Below are 19,206 nucleotides of genomic sequence, written 5' to 3'. Positions count from 1 at the left end.
TTCGGTCTCGGCGGGTGGCAATGGTCCTGGCGGCCGCGTCTTGCCTTGCCTGGGCCGTGCCCGGGCTTGCGCGTGAAGCCGTGTCTGCCCGCCCGGCGCAGCAAGAGGCGCAAGGGGCGGCGGCTGCACGGGCAGTGCTCACGCGGCTGGGCGTGGATACCAGCCGAATCAACCTCTCGCTCCGCGACGGACCCGCGGCCTGGTTCCATGTGCGGACGGCCGCGGGACATTTGCGGGTTGAGGGATCTTCGGCGGTCGCGCTGGTCCGCGGCGCAACGCGCTATCTGGGCGGGCAGGGGAGCCTGTTCGTCGGGTGGGACGGCGTCCGCAACCGCCCGCTGCACGTCGCCAATGGCTATGACAGCGGCGTGGTCGCGTCCCCCTTTGCGCTGCGCGCCTATCTGAACACCTGCACCTATGGCTACACGACGCCCTGGTGGACCTGGACGCGGTGGGAGCGCGAGATCGACTGGATGGCGGCGCATGGCGTCGACACGCCGCTCGCCATGGAGGGGCAGGAATATGTCTGGCGCGCGCTGTGGCGCGAACAGGGGCTGAGCGAGGGACAGATCGCCGACAGCCTTTCCGCCGCGCCCTTCCTGCCCTGGCAGCGCATGGGCAATATTGCCGGCTACCGGGCGCCGCTCTCGGCCAACTGGATCGAAAAGAAGCACGCTTTGCAGCGCAAGATCCTCACCCGGATGCGGGCGCTGGGGATGCAACCGGTGCTGCCGGCCTTTTCCGGCTATGTCCCCGAAGCCTTTGCGAAGGCGCATCCGGAAGCGAAGATCTACCAGATGCGTGCCTGGGAGGGGTTTCCCGGAACCTATTGGCTCGATCCATCTGACCCGTGGTTCGCGCGGCTCGCCGCCCGCTTCATCGGGATCTACAATGCCACCTATGGCGCGGGGCGCTATTACCTCGCGGATGCCTTCAACGAGATGGTGCCGCCGATTGCCGAGGACGGCAGCGACGCCCGCGCCGCGACCTATGGCGACTCGATTGCGAACAGCGCGGCAACGCGCGCCGCCGCGCTGCCGAAGCCGGTGCGGGATGCGCGGCTGGCAGCCTATGGCGAGCGGCTCTACCGCTCGATCATTGCGGCCGCGCCGGATGCGACATGGGTGATGCAGGGCTGGCTGTTCGGCGCGGACAAGGCGTTCTGGACGCCCGATGCGATCGCGGCCTTCCTGTCCAAAGTGCCGAACGACCGCATGCTGATCCTCGACATCGGCAATGATCGCTATCCCGGCATCTGGAATGCGACCCAGGCCTTTTTTGGCAAGAACTGGGTCTATGGCTATGTCCATAACTATGGCGGCAGCAATCCGGTCTATGGCGATCTGAATTTCTACCGCAGCGACATCGCCGCGGCGCTCGCCAATGCCGGGCGGGGGCAGTTGCGCGGGTTCGGCCTGTTTCCGGAAGGGCTGCACAACAACCCGATCGTCTATGCCTATGCCTATGACCTCGCCTGGGGCGAGATCGACGGCAACGGCGTGCCGCGCCCGCTCGATCAATGGCTCGCCGACTATAGCCGCGCGCGGTACGGCCACAGCGCGAAGCCACTCGTCGACGCCTGGAGCACGGCTGTCGCCGGTGCCTATGCCACGCGCTACTGGACGCCGCGCTGGTGGCACGAACAGGCCGGTGCCTATCTGTTCTTCAAGTTCCCTAGCCTCGACGGCGCGACCTATCCGCCAAGCCCGGGCGATCCGGCCGCGCTGCGCAAGGGCATCGACGCGCTGCTCGCAGAAGCGCCTGCGCTGGCTGGCGAGCCGCTCTACGTGCAGGACGTCGTCGATCTCGTCCGCCATTATGCCAGCCTGAAGCTGGACGACCGGCTCAAGGCCGCCATCGCTGCCTATCAGTCGGGCGATGTCCCCGCGGGCGACCGCGCGGCGGAAAGCGTGGCGCAGCTTGCCGGCACCATCGACGCGCTGGCCGGCAACCAGCAGGAAACGCTGGGAAGCTGGCTCGCCGACGCCAGCGCCTATGGCGACACGCCGGCCGAGAAAGCGGCCTTTGTCGAACAGGCCAAGGCCGTCGTAACCGTCTGGGGCGGCACGGGCCATCTTTCCGATTATGCCTCGCGCGCGTGGCAGGGGCTGTACGCAGGCTATTACCTGCCGCGCTGGCAGCAATTCCTCGCCGCACAGCGCCGCGCGGCGCTGGCGCATGTGCCGCTCGATGCCGCAGCCACGACCCGCGCCATTCGCGACTGGCAAAGCGGCTGGCTGAAGGACGGGCGCCTCTGGCCCCGCCGCCGCCCCGCCGCGCCGCTTGCCCTTGCCCGCACCCTTCTCGCCGAAACGGATCGCCGATGACCGAAACCCAGGCCGCCACCATTGCCACGCTCCAGGGCAAGCCCCGCTTCCTCGCGCTCGACGTGTTCCGGGGCGCAACCATCTTCCTGATGATCCTGGTGAATACCGCAGGCCCGGGCGCGCCGGCCTATCCGCAACTGGTCCACGCCAAATGGATCGGCTTCACGCTCGCCGATCTGGTGTTTCCCACCTTCCTGTTCGCGATGGGCAATGCGATGAGCTTCGCGCTGCGCAAGCCTGTCGCCACCGGGCCCTATCTGGCGCGGCTGTTCCGGCGCGGCGCGATCATCTTCGTGCTCGGCTATCTGATGTACTGGTTCCCCTTCGTGCAGCACGGGGCGGACGGCTGGGTGGCCAAGCCCTTCGCGCTCACCCGCGTTCCCGGCGTGCTCCAGCGGCTGGCGCTCTGCTATGTTCTGGCAGGCCTGATGGTCCGGTGGTTGTCGACGCGGCAGCTCGTACTGGCGTCGATCGGCTTGCTTGCCGGCTATTGGGCGATTCTCGTCGCGTTCAGCCCGCCGGGCATGGCCTATGACAAGTTCTCCAATATCGGCACGCGGATCGACCTGTGGCTGCTGGGACCGGGGCATCTGTACAAGAAAGACGGCGGTTTCGACCCCGAGGGGCTGCTCGGCACGTTGCCGGCAACGGTGAACGTGCTTGCCGGCTATCTGGCCGGGCTGGCGATCGTGCGAGGTACCAGCCTGTCGCGCACGGTACGGGCGATGGCACTGGTCGGCGCCGCGCTGATAGTGGCGGGTCTCGCCTGGTCGCCATGGTTCCCGATCGCCAAGAAGCTGTGGACCGGCTCCTACGTGCTGCTGACGGTGGGGCTCGACCTGCTGCTGCTCGGCGCGACCATCGCGCTCATCGAACTGGCGGGCTTCCGGCGCGGCGCGCGCTTTTTCACCATCCTGGGGCGCAATCCGCTCGCGATCTACCTGTTTTCCGAACTGTTCGTCACCGCCATCAACCTCGTCCCCACCGGGACGGATAACGATGTGTACGAGGTGGCGGGCATCGACCTGTTCCAGCGGATAGCGCCCGGGGCGCTGGGCTCGCTTCTCTGTGCCCTGGCCTATACAATGCTCTGCTGGGCAGTCGGATGGTGGATGGACCGCAAGGGCCTCATCCTGAAGGCATAGCGCCCGGCAAAGCGCGCTCCCGTCCCCGGCGATTGCCTTTCCGGCGCCGCGCCGCACCGAAAGCATTGACCCGGAAGCCGAACTCGATGAGCGTCCGGACAGTGAAGGAGAGGGGCCCCGCGTGACGCAAACGCACATCCTGGCGATCGATCAGGGAACGACTTCCACCCGCAGCGTGATATTCGACGCGCGCGGCCGTCGCGTCGTGACCGCCCAGGCCGAACTTGCCCAGTATTATCCCGCGCAAGGGTGGGTGGAGCATGATCCGGAAGATATCTGGCGCGCCACCCTCGCCACCGCGCGCGACGCGCTGGCGAAAAGCGGCCTTGGCGCAGGCGCGATCGCTGCGATCGGCATCGCCAATCAGCGCGAGACGACGCTGATCTGGGACCGTGCGACCGGTCAGCCGCTCTATCCCGCGATCGTATGGCAGGACCGCCGCACCGCAGAGCATTGCCAGCGGCTGCGTGGGGAAGGCGCGGAGCCGCTGGTGCGCGAACGCACCGGCCTGCTCCTAGACCCCTATTTTTCGGCGACCAAGATTGGCTGGATACTCGATCATGTCCCGGGCGCGCGGGCACGGGCCGAACGGGGCGAACTCGCCTTCGGCACGATCGACAGCTTCCTGCTATGGCGACTGACCGGGGGCACGGTGCACGCAACGGACGTCACCAACGCATCGCGCACCTTGCTATGGAACATCCATCGCGGCGAATGGGACGAGGCGCTTTGCCGCCTGTTCGGTATCCCGCCCGCGCTGCTGCCGCGCGTTCACGACAATGCGCATGTCTATGGCACGACCGCGCCGGATCTGTTTGGCGCGGCCATTCCCATTGCCGGCATGGCGGGCGACCAGCAGGCGGCGCTGTTCGGGCAATGCTGTTTCGCGCCGGGTGACGTGAAGTCCACCTATGGCACCGGCTGCTTTATGCTGCTCAATACCGGCGAGCAGGCGATTGCATCGGACCATCGCTTGCTGACCACCCCGGCCTATCGCATCGGCGGGCAGACGCGCTACGCGCTCGAAGGCTCGATCTTCGTCGCGGGGGCCGCGATCAAGTGGCTGCGCGACGGGATCGGCGTGATCACCCATGCTAGCCAGACCAACGACATGGCGACGCGCGTGTCGGACAGTCACGGCGTATACATGGTGCCTGCCTTTGTCGGCCTCGGCGCCCCGCATTGGAACCCCGATGCGCGGGGCGCAATCTTCGGCCTGACGCTGGGTGCGACACAGGCACATCTCGCCCGCGCCGCGCTCGAGGCCGTGGCCTACCAGACCTGTGACCTGCTGACCGCGATGGTGCAGGACGGCGGCAATCGTCCGGCGATGCTGCGTGTCGACGGCGGCATGGCGGCCAATGACTGGCTGTGCGGCTTCCTTGCCGACATCCTCCAGGTCACGGTCGAGCGGCCGGACGATCTGGAAACCACCGCGCGCGGCGCCGCTTTTCTGGCCGGCCTCGCCGTGGGTCTGTGGTCAGGGCTAGACGCGCTCACTGCAATCTGGTCGCGTGAGGCGTGTTTCGAACCGCATATGCCCGACGATCGTCGCGATGCGCTGCTCGCCGGATGGCATGATGCACTCAGGCGTACCCTGCAATAGCACCCGTCGCCGCTACCACCTCAGGCTGCGGCGGCCGTAGAGCCGGGCCAGCCCTTGTTTTCTAATGCCGTGGGTCGCACCGCGACGATCGGCCAGTGCGGCGCGCCCTTGTCGATGGCGGCGAGCAACCGAAGAAATTCGACTTCCTCTGCATCATGCGGCGTCCCGCCCGTATCGAAGATGTCGTGGAACCACTTGTCCTTCAGGCCGGCGAAGTTGGGGTTCTCCCACGCGGCCCAGGGAAGGTGCGTCTGCGTCTTGCCGCAAACCAGCCCCCAGCAGAACGCCGCCACGCCTTCCTCGCGCGCGATCGGCAAAATCGCCTCGAAGGTGCTGCCGGCAGGACGGGCCATGAATTCGGTGCACAGCAGCGGCCGCCCGAAGGCGCGCAGCCAGCGGATCCGCTGGCGGAAATCCTCGGCGACGCCGTAATTGTGGAACGAGATGACATCGGAAAGATCGGTCTGTGCACGCTGCAGCGGCGTCAGCCGCTCGGGCGCGGACCAGTCGCCCAGCCAGATGCCGCTGGTAAGCGGCTGCATAGGTGCCATCGCTCTGGCCCACCCGAACGCGCGGACCAGTACCGGCAGTACCAGATCGGCCTTCGCGCCCAGTTCGCCGGCATCGCAAAGCGACACTTCGGGGCCATTGTCGGGCTCATTCCACACGTCCCAGGCGAGGACGCGCGGATCGCGCCCGAAGCGGGCGACCACTCCCTTCACATAGGCTTCGAGTCGCGGGAGCTGCGCGGGATTGCGCAGCGCCGGCACGCCGGGGGACTGGACCCAGCCAGAATTATGGACGCCGGGGGCAGGGTGCGGCTGCGGCCCCAGCGCCGGTTCGGGGTTCCAGCACGAGTCGAACAGCACCAGCATCGTGCGGATGCCATGGCCGTCGGCGATAGTCAGGAACTGGTCCACGCGGTCGAGAAAGCCGGCGGCATCGTCCACCCACAGCAGGTCGTGCAGATACACGCGCACTGCGTTCATCCCCACCGACGTGGCCAGAGCAAGCTCGTCCGCAATTGCCTGCGGATCGAACGTGGCGGCCTGCCACATCTCCAGCTGGTTGATGGCATTCGACGGGGTGAAGTTGCATCCCATGATCCAGGGATGCGCCGCATGCCACGCTGCCGCTGCTGCTTTCGTCCACCGATCGCCCATCGTCACTGCTCCGCGCCTGATCCGGCCTTCAACTTTCGTTGACATGCTTTTGAATCTAAGCGCGGAATTGTGAATTGAGGATGTCTCCTTAGGGCAGAGTAACGTAGCCGTTAACCATTATGCCGCGGCAGCTTCCGCCTCGACCGGCGCAGGGGCAGGCTGGACGAAGCGCTTGCGCCAGGTGGCCAGCGCCTGGCCCACAACCTGGTCCATGTTGTAATAGCGATAGGTTGCCAGTCGCCCGACGAACGTAACGTCGCGTTGCGCCAGGGCCAGCGCCTCATAACGCTTGAACAGCGCCTGATTTTCCGGCCGGGGTATCGGGTAATAGGGATCGCCCTCGGCACTCGGATACTCATAGGTGATGCTGGTCTGCGCAGCCTGTTCGCCGGTGAGGTGCTTGTATTCGGTCACGCGGGTATGGGGCACCGCTTCGTCCGGGTAATTGACCACCGCGACCTGCTGCAACCATTCCTGCTCCAGCGTGCGGTGCTCGAAACGCAGCGAACGATAGGGCAGCCGGCCGTAGCAATGGCCGAAATATTCGTCGATCGGCCCGGTGAAGATGAGATGGTCGTGCGGATAGGCCTCGCGCGCCTCGACATAATCGACGCCCAGCAACATGTCGACATTCGGATGGTCGAGCATCCGCTCGAACATCGCCGTATAGCCCTTGGCCGGCATCGCCTGGAACGTGTCGGCGAAATAGCGATCGTCGGTGTTGGTGCGTGTCGGCACGCGCGCGGTCACGGATTTGTCGAGTTCGGACGGGTCCATGCCCCACTGCTTGCGGGTATAGCCCTGGAAGAACTTCTCATACAGGTCGCGGCCCACCGCCGAGATGACGACATCCGCCGAAGTGCGGATTTCGGGCAGCGGTTCCGCGCGCGTTGCGAGGAACGCAGCGGCGTCTTCGTCGCTCTGCAGGTTGACGCCATAAAGGCGGTTCAGCGTCGTGCGGTTGATCGGAATCGGCACGCGCATCCCGTCCACTTCGGCGAGCACGCGATGTTCATAGTCGCGCCATTCCGTGAAGCGCGAGAGATAGTCGAACACGTCGCGGCTGTTGGTGTGGAAGATATGCGGTCCATATTGATGGATCAGCAGCCCCGCATCGTCGCGGCAGTCATAGGCATTGCCGGCAACGTGCGGGCGGCGATCGACGACCAGCACCTTCTTGCCCGATCCCGCCGCAAGCCGCTCGGCCATCACGGCACCCGCAAAGCCCGCGCCGACCACCATCACGTCATAGCGCCGCGTCCGCTTTGCCGGCCACAGCGCCGGCGCCACGATCGGCTGGACCGCGCCGGCACGGGCGGTCACTGCCCCGATCAACGCGACCATGCGGGCGAAGGTCTCGTCCCACGACATGCGCGAAAGCAGCGCGTCGACTTCGCCCCGCCAGGCACCATCGCCGGCGGTCAGCGCCAGCGCTTCCTCGCATGCAGCGACAAAGGCTTCGGGTGTAGCGGCGATGCGGACAGATTCCAGCGCATCATAATGGCGCACGACGTCGGTAATCGGCGTCGACACCACCGGCAGGCCGGCGGCGAGATATTCCGGGGTCTTGGTGGGGCTGATGAAGCGGGTGGCCGCATTGATCGCAAAGGGCATCAACGCGACGTCCCAGCCGTTCAGATAGGTGGGCAGCTCGGCATAGGATTTGCCGCCGAGATAATGGAGGTTCGACCGCTGCGGCAGATCGGCCGGGTCAATCTTCACCACCGGGCCGATAATGACGAGCGACCAGTCGGGACGCGCATCGGCAAGTGCCGCCAGCAGGTCCAGATCCATCCGCTCGTCGACCACGCCGTAAAAGCCCAGCCGGGGATGCGGAAGCCCGACCTGGTCGGCCGGCTCCGCCTGCGCAACCCGGGCGCGCCCGAAATGCGCGACGTCCACGCTGGAAGGGAAGGGGTGAACGGCCGGATGCTGGTCGCGCTTCGCCTCGTACAGGCTATAGCCGCCGGTGAACACCAGATCGGCTTCGCCCAGCAGCCGCTTCTCCAGCGGAATCAGCTCGGGCGGCGCATTTCGGAAATTCGACAGCTCGTCCATGCAGTCATAGACGACGCAGTCCGCTTCAAGATGCGCCGAGAAGGGCAGCATCATCGGCGTGTAGTACCAGCGCACCAGCGACCGCGGCTTCTCGGCAGCAAGCAATCCGTCGAGCAGCGTGCGGAGCGCGCCCTCGACTTCGGCTGCCTCCAGTCCTTCGGGCAGGCGCGGCGTGGCGACGACGACGCCGGTGTCGGGGCACGGCTCCAGCGCGAGTTCGGGCGCCGCTACGTCCGCGACAACCGGCTCTTCCCAAAATATCGTCCGCTGCTGTCGCGCAAAACGCAGCACCAGATGCTGTGGTCGCTGGAAGACGAAATTCCACCGCAAATGACTGAAGCAAAGAAGAAGGCCAGGATCATCGCCGACGCGCGATTGAATTTGGGCGGAAGAATGAATCGCGTCAGACGCCATGGCCATGAACCTTTTGTGATGAGACAGGTTTAACGGCGCGGACCCGGCAATGTTCCGAAACAACAGGCTATATCAATTACTTAACCTGCATCAATCGCGACCTATTCTTTGCGGGATGAACGCAAGAGCAATGCGGCGCGTTTGGGCACAGGCGCCATCGGCTGGACGGAGGATTTCTGGAACCTTTGCAACTATGGGGCGGTGCGGAATGCACCGTGAACCGGGTCGGCAACCGGTATCGCGATCAGCTGCGCGTCACCGGCCACGCCGTGCGGCTCGACGACCTCGACCGGGTGGCGGCGCTGGGCGTGCAGGCGCTGCGCTTTCCCGTCTTGTGGGAGCGCGTGTCGCCTGAAGCAGCGGCTCAATGCGATTGGGACTGGAGCGATGTCCGGCTGGCGCATTTGCGCGCGCTGGGGGTGCGGCCGATCGTCGGGCTGCTCCATCATGGCAGCGGCCCGCGCCGCACCAGCCTCCTGGATCCTGACTTCGCGCTGAAGTTCGGCGACTATGCGGCCCGGGTGGCGGAGCGCTATCCCTGGGTCCGCGACTGGACTCCGGTCAACGAGCCGTTGACGACCGCACGTTTCAGCGCGCTGTACGGCCATTGGTATCCGCATGCCCGCGACGAAGGCGCCTTCTGGCGCGCGCTCGTCCATCAGGTGGAAGGGACGGCTGCCGCCATGAAGGCGATCCGCGCGGTTCGCCCCGATGCGCGGCTGATCCAGACCGACGATCTCGGCACCAGCCACGCCACCGCGGCGGTACAGGACCAGGCCGCCTTCGACAATGCGCGGCGCTGGATGGGGTGGGACTTGCTGTTCGGCCGCGTCGTACCGGGCCATGCGCTGTGGGAACATCTGGCGGGCTTCGGCCTTGCGCAGCGACTGGAGCAACTCGCCGCCGCGCCCTGTCCGCCCGACGTGATCGGGCTCAACCATTATCTGACCAGCGACCGCTTTCTCGATCACCGCATCCGCCGCTATCCGGCGGACGTGCGCGGCGGCAATGGCAGGATGCGCTATGCCGATACCGAGGCGGTCCGCGCGCTCGACCCGCCGCCGTCGGGGCTGGCCCATGCGATCGCCCAGACCTGGCAGCGCTATGCCACGCCCATCGCCATTACCGAGGTGCATAATGGCTGCACGCGCGAGGAACAGATGCGCTGGATGCGCGATGCCTGGGAGGATGCGCAGGCGGCCCGACGGAAGGGCGTAAAAGTGGAGGCCGTCACCGCCTGGGCGCTGTTCGGCAATGTCGGCTGGGACACGCTGCTCACCGCGCCCGGCGGCTATGAATGCGGCGTGTTCGATGTCCGCGCCGGCACGCCGCGCGCGACGGCGATGGTGCCGCTGCTACAGGCGCTTGCGGCCGGCCGGACGCCCGACCATCCCGCGCTGGCCGGTCAGGGATGGTGGCGCCGCGCGCATCGGCTGGTCCATCCCGCCGTACCGCGCCCGGCGCCCATGGCCGAGCACCAGCGCATGGATGCACCCGCACAGCCCGTCCGTCCGATCCTCATCGCCGGTGCGACGGGAACGCTCGGCCAGGCCCTCGCCCGCGCCTGTGCTGCCCGCGATCTCGCCTATGTGCTGACCGACCGCGCGCGCCTCGATCTCGGCGATCCGGCGCGCATCGACGCGGCGCTGGACCGGTTTCAGCCCTGGGCGGTGATCAACGCGACCGGCTGGGTGCGCGTCGACGAAGCCGAAGCGGCGGAAGCCGCGTGCCACGCCGTCAATGCGACCGGGGCAGAACGTCTCGCCGCAGCCTGCGTTGCACGCGACATACCGACACTCGGCTTCTCCAGCGATCTGGTGTTCGACGGAACGTCAGCGCGGGCGTACCGCGAGTCCGACCCCGTCAGCACACGCAGCGCCTATGGCCGCAGCAAGGCTGCCGCTGAGGCCGCGATCGGCGCGCTGCCCGGCCGCCACCTGATCGTCCGGACGGCAGCCTTTTTCTCACCCCATGACGCGCATAATTTCGCAGTGCATGCGCTGGAGGCATTAGCGCGAGGCGACGCCTTTGCGGCGGCGGAGGATCAGGTCGTCAGCCCCAGCTATGTGCCCCATCTGTGCAATGCCGCGCTCGATGCGCTGATCGATGGCATGACCGGGCTGTTGCACCTGACCAACCACACCGCGATCCGCTGGGACGATTTCGCACGCGCCTTGGCGGAAGCCTGCGGCCTGAACGCCGATCTGGTGAAAAGCGCCCCCGGCAGATCGCTCGGGTGGCGCGCGGTACGCCCCTTCCATGTACCGCTGGCGAGCGAACATGGGCGGCTGATGCCCAGCCTGGACGCTGCCATCGCCGAGTTCGCGGCAGCGCCGGAAACCGCCGCCCGGATCGCGCGGATCCGGGCGGAAGCGGGCCGGCTCAGTCGAGCCGGCGCGCCAGTTCCTTGTTGAGATAGAGCGCCACCAGCGTGCCCAGCGCGCCGGAAAGCAGATAGGCACCGGCCGCGATCAACCCGAAATGCTGGGCGAGCAGCAGCGCGGCGAGCGGTGCAAAACCGGCACCGACCAGCCATGCGAGGTCCGAGGTGAGCGCCGCCCCGGTGTAGCGCGCGCGCTTCGGGAAATTGCTCGTCACCGCGCCGGAGGACTGGCCGAAGGACAGGCCGAGCAGAATGAAGCCCAGTATCATGAACGCCGTCTCACCGGCGCTGCCCGCATCGAGCAACTGCGGCGCGAAGCCGGAGAACATCGCAATCGCGGCCGCAGTGTAGCCCAGCAACGAGCGCCGTCCGATCCGGTCCGCCAGCAAACCCGAAACGACGATCGCGACCACGCCGAACCCGCCGCCGATCATTTCGATCAGCAGGAACCGCGTTACGCTTTCCTGCGTGAACAGCGACACCCACGAAAGCGGGAACACCGTCACCATGTGGAACAGCGAGAAGCTGGCGAGGGGGGCGAATGCACCGATGATGATGTTGCGCCACTGCGCCCGGATCGTCGCCAGCACGGGCGAGGGCGTCAGTTCGCGGCTCTTGAACATCACCACATATTCTTGCGCGACGACCATGCGCAGGCGGGCGAACAGCGCCACCACATTGAGCGCGAAGGCCACGAAGAACGGATAGCGCCAGCCCCAGGACATGAAATCGGCGCTGTCGAGCAGCCCCACGAAGAAGGCGAACAGGCCACTTGCCACCATCAGACCGAGCGGGGCGCCGAGCTGCGGCACCATCGCATACCAGCCCCTTTTTGCTGCAGGTGCGTTTAGCGCCAGCAGCGAAGCCAGACCGTCCCACGCACCGCCCAAAGCGATGCCCTGGCCGACTCGGAAAAGGCCGAGAAGAACCGCCGACCAGAGGCCCACTTCGGCATAGCCGGGCAGGAACGCGATCGACACAGTCGAGGTACCAAGCAGGAACAAAGCGAGGGTGAGTTTGGCGCCGCGCCCATGGCGGCGATCGACACGCATGAAAATCTGGGTGCCCAGCGGACGGGCGACAAAGGCAAGCGGGAAGAGGGCGAACGACCAGATCGTGCCACTAAGTCGATCAAGATAAGGGAAAACCAGCGCCGGGAAGACGAGCACCGAGGCGATGGCGTAGACGAAGAAGTCGAAAAATTCGCTAGTTCGTCCGATGATTACCCCAATGGCGATGTCGCCGGGGCGGAGGTGATCGTCACCTTTGGAGGTGTTGATCAGGCGGGCGTCATGTTCGATCCGGGTCGAACCAAAATCAGCGGTAGCCATGGTGCCGTTATACTCCAACGGCACCTCCAACGCACATAGGGAAAACACGGGTGCATTGACATGGGACAAATTGTCCTATTTCGCACCCGCACAAACGACTCTAACTCGCGAGCGCTATGTCTGGACCCCTCTCTTTTGCCCATGGTGCTGCCCGCAGCACGATGGCGCGCATCGCCACTGTCGCGGCGCCGATGCTGCTCGGCGGATGCAATCTCGTCGTGATGAACCCGTCGGGCGATATCGCGCGTCAGCAGGCCGACCTGATCCTCTGGTCGACCTTCCTGATGCTGCTGATCATCATTCCGGTGATGATCCTCACGGTCGTTTTCGCGTTCAAATATCGCGCGAGCAACCAGGATGCCGAGTATAAGCCCGACTGGGACCACTCGACCCGCATCGAGCTGGTGATCTGGTCGGCGCCGCTGCTGATCATCATCGCACTTGGCGCGCTGACCTGGCTCGCGACGCACAAGCTCGATCCGTACCGGCCGCTCGACCGCATCGCACCGGGCAAGCCGATCGCCGCGAACGACAAGCCGCTGGAGATCCAGGTGGTGTCGCTCGACTGGAAGTGGCTGTTCATCTACCCCGAACAGGGCGTGGCGACCGTCAACGAGCTGGTGCTGCCGACCAACCGCCAGGTGCGTTTCCGCATGACCTCGTCGAGCGTGATGAACACCTTCTACGTGCCGGCGATGGCAGGCATGGTCTATACGATGCCGGGCATGGAGACGAAGCTTCATGCGGTGATGAACAAGGCAGGCAAGTTCCAGGGCGTGAGCGCGAACTATAGCGGCGCCGGCTTCTCCGACATGCGTTTCCCGACCATCGCGACCGACGATGCAGGTTTTGCCCAGTGGGTCCAGAAGGCAAAGGGCGCGAGCCAGAAGCTCGATGCGGCAACCTATCTCCAGCTCGAAAAGCCGAGCGAGAAGGTGCCGGCGATCGAATATGGCGCTGTCGAGGATGGCCTGTTCGACCGGATCGTCCAGATGTGCGTGAAGCCCGGCAGCGTGTGCACCACCCAGATGATGCACCATGATGCAGGTGCCCATGAAATGGCCCCGCCGGTAAACGACAAGGCCGGAGAAGGCGCGAAGGGCGCCATCATGCAGGGCCCGCACGAGATGCATGACAGCCCGCACATGACCCATCCGCACGGCGAGCCCGAAGGCAAGTCCGCGCCCGGATCGGATTCGAACCGCAATATGACGAGCCTCGACCAGCCGGCGCTTCCCGGCCGCGCGGGCGAGCACAAGGCCTGAGCACCCCCATGTCTGACACATTGATCAAAATGATCTTCGGTCGGCTCTCTCTCGAGAGCCTGCCGTTGCATGAGCCGATCGTCGTCGCGACCTTCTGCGTCGTGGCGCTCGGCGGCGTCGCCCTGGTGGGCGCGCTCACCTATTTCCGCCTGTGGGGCTATCTCTGGAAGGAGTGGTTCACCACGGTCGATCACAAGCGCATCGGCATCATGTACATGGTGCTGGGCCTGGTGATGCTGCTGCGCGGCTTTGCCGACGCGATCATGATGCGCCTGCAACAGGCGATGGCGTTCGGCGCGAACGAGGGGTACCTCAATTCGCACCATTACGACCAGATCTTCACCGCGCACGGCGTGATCATGATCTTCTTCGTGGCGATGCCGTTCGTCACGGGCCTGATGAACTATGTGGTGCCGCTCCAGATCGGTGCGCGCGACGTCAGCTTCCCGTTCCTGAACAATTTCAGCTTCTGGATGACGGCGGCGGGTGCGGCGATCGTGATGGCCAGCCTGTTCATCGGTGAGTTCGCGCGGACCGGCTGGCTGGCGATGGCGCCGCTGTCGGGCCTCGATTACTCGCCGGACGTGGGCGTGGACTATTATGTCTGGTCGCTGCAGATCGCGGGTGTCGGCACCTTGCTCTCGGGCGTCAACCTGATCGCCACCATCGTCAAGATGCGCGCGCCGGGCATGAGCCTGATGAAGATGCCGGTCTTCACCTGGACCGCGCTTGCCACCAACATCCTGATCGTCGCTGCCTTCCCGGTGCTGACCGCCGTGCTCGCACTGCTCAGCCTCGATCGCTATGTCGGCACGCACTTCTTCACGAACACCGCCGGCGGCAACCCGATGATGTACGTGAACATGATCTGGATCTGGGGTCACCCGGAGGTGTACATCCTGGTCCTGCCGGTGTTCGGCATCTTCTCCGAAGTCACCGCGACCTTCTCGGGCAAGCGCCTGTTCGGCTATACCTCGATGGTCTACGCCGTGCTGGTCATCACCATCCTGTCGTACCTCGTCTGGCTCCATCACTTCTTCACGATGGGCTCGGGCGCGAGCGTGAACAGCTTCTTCGGCATCACCACGATGATCATCTCGATCCCGACGGGTGCGAAGATCTTCAACTGGCTGTTCACCATGTACAAGGGCCGCATCCGCTTCGAACTGCCGATGATGTGGACGGTCGCGTTCATGCTGACCTTCGTGATCGGCGGCATGACGGGCGTGCTGCTGGCGGTGCCGCCGGCCGACTTCGTGCTGCACAACTCGCTGTTCCTGGTCGCGCACTTCCACAACGTGATCATCGGCGGCGTGCTGTTCGGCCTGTTCGCCGGCATCAACTACTGGTGGCCCAAGGCGTTCGGCTTCAAGCTCGACAAGAAGTGGGGCCTGGTGTCCTTCTGGTGCTGGGTGATCGGCTTCTGGGTGGCCTTCATGCCGCTCTACATCCTGGGCCTGATGGGCGTCACCCGCCGTCTGCGCCACTTCGAAGACCCCAGCCTGCAGATCTGGTTCGTGATCGCTGCCATTGGCGCCGCGATCATCGCAGTCGGCATCGCGGCCTTCCTGCTCCAGATCTTCGTCAGCATCCGCAATCGCGAGGCGCTGAAGGACGAAAGCGGCGATCCCTGGAACGCCCGCACGCTGGAATGGTCGACCTCGTCGCCGCCGCCGGACTATAATTTCGCGTTCACGCCGATCATCCACGATCTGGATGCCTGGTACGACATGAAATCGCATGGTGCGGTGCGCCCGGTGGATGGCTTCCAGCCGATCCACATGCCGAAGAACACCGGCGCCGGCATCATTCTGGCTGGCTTCTCGCTGGTGTTCGGTATGGCGATGATCTGGTACATCTGGTGGCTGGCGGCGGCATCGTTCGTCGGGCTGGTGGCCGCTGCGATCATCCACACCTTCAACTATAATCGCGACTTCTACATCCCTGCAGAAGAAGTGACCGAAACCGAGAATGCGCGCACCCAGGTGCTCGCGCGGCTGGGAGCATGACGCGATGAGCGCGACGACCGTACATACGGGCGAAACGCCCGTCTTCTACCAGACCGAGGAACATCATCACGACGCCGGCGGCAGTACCATGCTCGGCTTCTGGATGTACCTGATGAGCGACTGCCTCATTTTCGCGATGCTGTTCGCGGCATGGGGCGTCTATGGCGGCAGCTATGCCGGCGGCCCGACGGCGCACGAGCTGTTCGAGCTGCCGCTGGTCGCGGTGAACACGGCGATGCTGCTGTTCTCGTCGATCACCTATGGCTTCGCGATGATCGCGATGCAGGAGAAGCGCCAGGGTGCCGTGCAGGCCTGGCTGCTCCTGACCGCGCTGTTCGGCGCTGCCTTTCTGGGCATCGAGCTCTACGAATTCTCGAACCTGATCCATGAGGGTGCGGGTCCGTGGCGCTCGGCGTTCCTGTCGTCCTTCTTCACGCTGGTCGGCACGCACGGTCTGCACGTCACCTTCGGCCTGATCTGGCTGTTCACCCTGATGGTGCAGGTCGCGCAAAAGGGGCTGATCCCGGCAAATGTGCGCCGCCTGCAATGCCTGTCGCTGTTCTGGCACTTCCTCGACGTGGTCTGGATCGGCGTGTTCACCTTCGTTTACCTGCTTGGAGCCATGCGATGAGCGCGGATACCCACGGCCACGCCGGCCACCACGACCATGACCATCACGATCATGGCGCCCCGCACTCCACGCGTGGCGGCTACATCACCGGCTTCCTGCTTTCGGTCGTTCTGACCGCGATTCCGTTCGGGATCGTGATGGGCGGCTGGATCAGCGACAAGAATCTGGCGGCGGGGATCTGCATGGTCTTCGCGATGGTTCAGATCGTCGTCCACATGGTCTATTTCCTCCACATGAACAGCAAGTCCGAGCAAGGCTGGACGCTGATGGCGCTGATCTTCACGGTCATCATCGTCGTGATCGCGCTGACGGGGTCGCTGTGGGTCATGTACAACATGAACCTCAACATGATGCCGGGGATGAACCCGGGGACCGCGGGCATGTGACCCGGCGCGCTTCCCGTCCGCTGTTCGCGATCGCGCTCCTTCCGCTGATCGCATTGCTGGCAGGTCTCGGCATCTGGCAGGTCGAGCGGCGGACATGGAAGCTCGCACTGATCGAACGGGTTGAGCGGGGGCTGGCGATGGCGCCGGTTCCCGCCCCCGGGCCGGCCGAATGGGCCGCCATCGGCACCGACGCCACCTATCGCAAGCTGCGCGTCACCGGCCATTTCCTTCCCTGCAAGACGAAATTGTCGCAGGCCGTTACCGATCTCGGCCCCGGCAAATGGGTGATGACACCTCTGGTGGCGAACAGCGGCTTCACCGTCCTCGTCAATCGCGGTTTCCTGCCCGAGGGGCAGCAGCTGCCCGCCTGCCGCAGCCAGCCCCCGCAGACCGTGACCGTCACGGGTCTTTTGCGCCTCACCGAACCCGGGGGCGGCTTTCTTCGCCGCAATGATCCCGGGGCGAACCGCTGGTTCTCGCGCGATGTGCAGGCGATGGGGCAGGGGCTTTCGCCGCTTGCGCCCTATTTCATCGACGCCGACCGGCAGGGCGACGGCTGGCCCCGCGGCGGCATGACCGTGGTGCGGTTTCCCAACAACCACCTTGTCTATGCGCTGACCTGGTTTGCGCTGGCGGGGATGGTCGGCTGGTTTGCGGTGCGGATATGGCGGAGCGGAGCCGGCGAATGACGGCCTTCGCACCGGAGGATGCAGCCCGGCGCAACCTGTTGCTGCTGGTGCAGCTGCGATGGCTGGCGGTGGCGGGGCAGCTCACCACCATCCTGGTTGCGCATCTGCTGCTGGGCGTGGTGCTGCCGCTGGTGCCGATGCTCGCCACGGTGGGCGTGCTCATCGCGCTCAACCTCGTCATGTTCCCGGCACGCGCGCTGCGTCCGGCGACGAACCGGCAGGTGCTGGCGGGGCTGCTGGTCGATGTCGCCTGCCTCACGGTGCTCCTGTACCTCAGCGGCGGGGCGACCAATCCTTTTGTGTCGCTCTATCTGCTGCAGGTCGTGCTAGGCGCCGTGCTGCTCGATACGAGGTCGAGCTGGGGGCTGGTCGTGCTCACCAGCGCTGCCGTTGCGCTGCTGGCGCTGGCGCATCGGCCGCTGGCATTGCCGCAGCCGATCCACAGCAAGCTGTCCGGGCCCTTCATCTTCGCGCTGTGGTTCAACTACACGCTGACGGCGGCGCTGCTCGTGCAATTCGTAACCCGCATCGCACGCAATTTGCGCGACCGCGACGAGCGCCTCGCCGAATTGCGACAGCGCGCCGCCGAGGAAGAACATATCGTTCGCATGGGTCTCCTAGCCAGCGGCGCCGCCCACGAACTAGGTACCCCGCTGGCATCGTTGTCCGTCGCATTGGGTGATTGGCGCGCCGATACGAAAATCGCAGGAGATCCGCAATTTGCCGGCGAAGTCGCCGACATGCAGGCCGAGGTTGCGCGCTGCAAGGCCATCGTCGCAGGCATCCTTTTTGCAGCGGGGGAGGTCAGCGGCGAAGCACCCGAACGCACCAGCCTGCGCCGCTTCGTCACGGGCCTGCTGGAAGCGTGGCCGCGCAACGACACCGTTACGCTCGATTACCGGATCGGCGCCGAATTGCCGATCGTCGCGGATCGGGCGCTCGCTCAGTCAGTGGTCAATCTGCTCGACAACGCGATCGAGGCCGGCGCCACCCGCATCGGCCTGGTCGTCGCGCGGGAAGGGGAGTGGCTCGTGCTTACCGTGCGGGACGACGGTCGCGGCTTTCCCGAAACGGTTCTGCCGCGGCTCGGCCATCCCTATAATAGCAGCAAGCAACGGCAAGGCGCGGGGCTGGGACTTTTCTTGGCCCATAACGTCCTGCGCACGCTGGGAGGAACGCTCGAGGCGTGCAATCCTGATACCGGCGGGGCGGAAGTTCGTCTGCGCGTTCCGATTACGGCGCTGGCGCTCGAAAAGGACGAAGCATGAGCGAAAGGCTTCTTATCATTGAGGATGACGCCGTTTTCGCGCGCACGCTCGGCCGCTCGTTCGAACGCCGCGGCTATGCCGTGGAGATGCTGCACGGCCCCGAGGGACTTGAGGAAACCGCCCAGCGGTTCGCCCCGACACGGGCCGTCGTCGATTTGCGCCTTGGCGGCACCTCCGGGCTTAGCTGCGTGAAGTTGCTGCACGAGATTGACCCGGCGGTACGCATCGTCGTCCTGACCGGCTTCGCGAGTATCAGTACGGCCGTCGAAGCGATCAAGCTGGGCGCGACCAACTATCTGATGAAGCCGGCCAATACCGACGACATCGAAGCGGCATTCGAGCGCGTTGAAGGCGACGCCGAAACCGAACTGAAAGCCAGGCCGACCTCCATCAAGACGCTGGAGTGGGAGCATATCCACCAGACGCTGGAGGACACGAACTACAATCTATCCGAAGCGGCGCGAAGGCTGGGCCTGCACCGCCGCACGCTCGCCCGCAAGCTCGACAAGCGCCATCTGTAACGGGGAAGGG

General features: G+C 65.4%; 14 protein-coding genes. 11 read left to right on the top strand and 3 right to left on the bottom strand.

Going from position 1 to position 19,206, the window contains the following annotated elements; all coding sequences use genetic code 11:
- The first annotated feature begins 80 nt into the window (after positions 1–80).
- The 3 genes from ACT53M_RS01555 to glpK all read left to right on the top strand — a co-directional run bounded on the left by ACT53M_RS01555 (position 81) and on the right by glpK (position 5,078).
- Positions 81–2,327: an alpha-N-acetylglucosaminidase gene (locus tag ACT53M_RS01555; RefSeq protein ID WP_476231000.1), complete on the top strand. Its 2,247-nt coding sequence runs from the start codon at positions 81–83 to the stop codon at positions 2,325–2,327.
- A complete protein-coding gene (locus ACT53M_RS01550) occupies positions 2,324–3,472 on the top strand; it encodes an acyltransferase family protein (RefSeq protein ID WP_476230999.1) in 1,149 nt (382 codons plus the stop codon). Before ACT53M_RS01555 ends, ACT53M_RS01550 begins: the two co-directional genes overlap by 4 nt.
- A gap of 121 nt (positions 3,473–3,593) precedes the next feature.
- Positions 3,594–5,078: a glycerol kinase GlpK gene (glpK, locus tag ACT53M_RS01545; RefSeq protein WP_476230997.1), complete on the top strand. Its 1,485-nt coding sequence runs from the start codon at positions 3,594–3,596 to the stop codon at positions 5,076–5,078.
- A gap of 20 nt (positions 5,079–5,098) precedes the next feature.
- Here the strand turns inward: glpK and ACT53M_RS01540 are convergent, their stop codons facing one another.
- Complete coding sequence (locus tag ACT53M_RS01540) at positions 5,099–6,241, bottom strand: cellulase family glycosylhydrolase (RefSeq protein ID WP_476230996.1); 1,143 nt, start codon at positions 6,239–6,241, stop codon at positions 5,099–5,101.
- A 117-nt stretch (positions 6,242–6,358) separates the two neighbouring features.
- A complete protein-coding gene (gene glf, locus ACT53M_RS01535; protein WP_476230993.1) occupies positions 6,359–8,629 on the bottom strand; it encodes a UDP-galactopyranose mutase in 2,271 nt (756 codons plus the stop codon).
- Positions 8,630–8,928: 299 nt separating this feature from the next.
- Between glf and ACT53M_RS01530 the strand changes: the two genes are divergently transcribed.
- On the top strand, positions 8,929–11,127 hold the full coding sequence (locus ACT53M_RS01530; RefSeq protein WP_476230992.1) for a family 1 glycosylhydrolase: 2,199 nt from the start codon (positions 8,929–8,931) through the stop codon (positions 11,125–11,127).
- Here the strand turns inward: ACT53M_RS01530 and ACT53M_RS01525 are convergent.
- Positions 11,096–12,427, bottom strand: coding sequence for an MFS transporter (locus tag ACT53M_RS01525; RefSeq protein ID WP_476230991.1), 1,332 nt, complete (start codon positions 12,425–12,427; stop codon positions 11,096–11,098). The two genes, ACT53M_RS01530 and ACT53M_RS01525, sit on opposite strands and share 32 nt — an antisense overlap.
- Positions 12,428–12,543: 116 nt before the next feature.
- Between ACT53M_RS01525 and cyoA the strand changes: the two genes are divergently transcribed.
- From cyoA to ACT53M_RS01490, 7 genes are read left to right on the top strand one after another with little or no spacing between them, the layout of a single operon-like run.
- Positions 12,544–13,692 carry a ubiquinol oxidase subunit II gene (cyoA, locus tag ACT53M_RS01520; protein WP_476230990.1) on the top strand — a complete coding sequence of 383 codons (1,149 nt, stop codon included), beginning with the start codon at positions 12,544–12,546 and terminating at the stop codon, positions 13,690–13,692.
- An 8-nt stretch (positions 13,693–13,700) separates the two neighbouring features.
- A complete protein-coding gene (gene cyoB / locus ACT53M_RS01515; protein ID WP_476227828.1) occupies positions 13,701–15,701 on the top strand; it encodes a cytochrome o ubiquinol oxidase subunit I in 2,001 nt (666 codons plus the stop codon).
- Between the two features lie 4 nt (positions 15,702–15,705).
- Complete coding sequence (cyoC, locus tag ACT53M_RS01510) at positions 15,706–16,332, top strand: cytochrome o ubiquinol oxidase subunit III (protein WP_476227829.1); 627 nt, start codon at positions 15,706–15,708, stop codon at positions 16,330–16,332.
- Entirely contained in the window at positions 16,329–16,718 is a 390-nt protein-coding gene (gene cyoD, locus ACT53M_RS01505) for a cytochrome o ubiquinol oxidase subunit IV (protein WP_476230988.1), read from the top strand. The genes cyoC and cyoD overlap by 4 nt, the downstream gene beginning before the upstream one ends.
- Positions 16,715–17,407, top strand: a complete 693-nt coding sequence (locus ACT53M_RS01500) for an SURF1 family protein (RefSeq protein WP_476230987.1) — start codon at positions 16,715–16,717, stop codon at positions 17,405–17,407. The genes cyoD and ACT53M_RS01500 overlap by 4 nt, the downstream gene beginning before the upstream one ends.
- Complete coding sequence (locus tag ACT53M_RS01495; protein ID WP_476230986.1) at positions 17,404–18,675, top strand: ATP-binding protein; 1,272 nt, start codon at positions 17,404–17,406, stop codon at positions 18,673–18,675. The genes ACT53M_RS01500 and ACT53M_RS01495 overlap by 4 nt, the downstream gene beginning before the upstream one ends.
- The gene (locus tag ACT53M_RS01490; protein ID WP_476230984.1) at positions 18,672–19,196 is read left to right on the top strand and encodes a response regulator transcription factor; all 525 of its coding nucleotides are present in this window, start codon (positions 18,672–18,674) and stop codon (positions 19,194–19,196) included. The genes ACT53M_RS01495 and ACT53M_RS01490 overlap by 4 nt, the downstream gene beginning before the upstream one ends.
- Positions 19,197–19,206 lie beyond the last annotated feature (10 nt).

It is taken from the genome of Sphingomonas sp. DMC6, assembly GCF_056314225.1.
The sequence above is the reverse complement of the archived record's forward strand: the minus strand, read 5'-3'. Positions and strand labels throughout refer to the sequence as shown.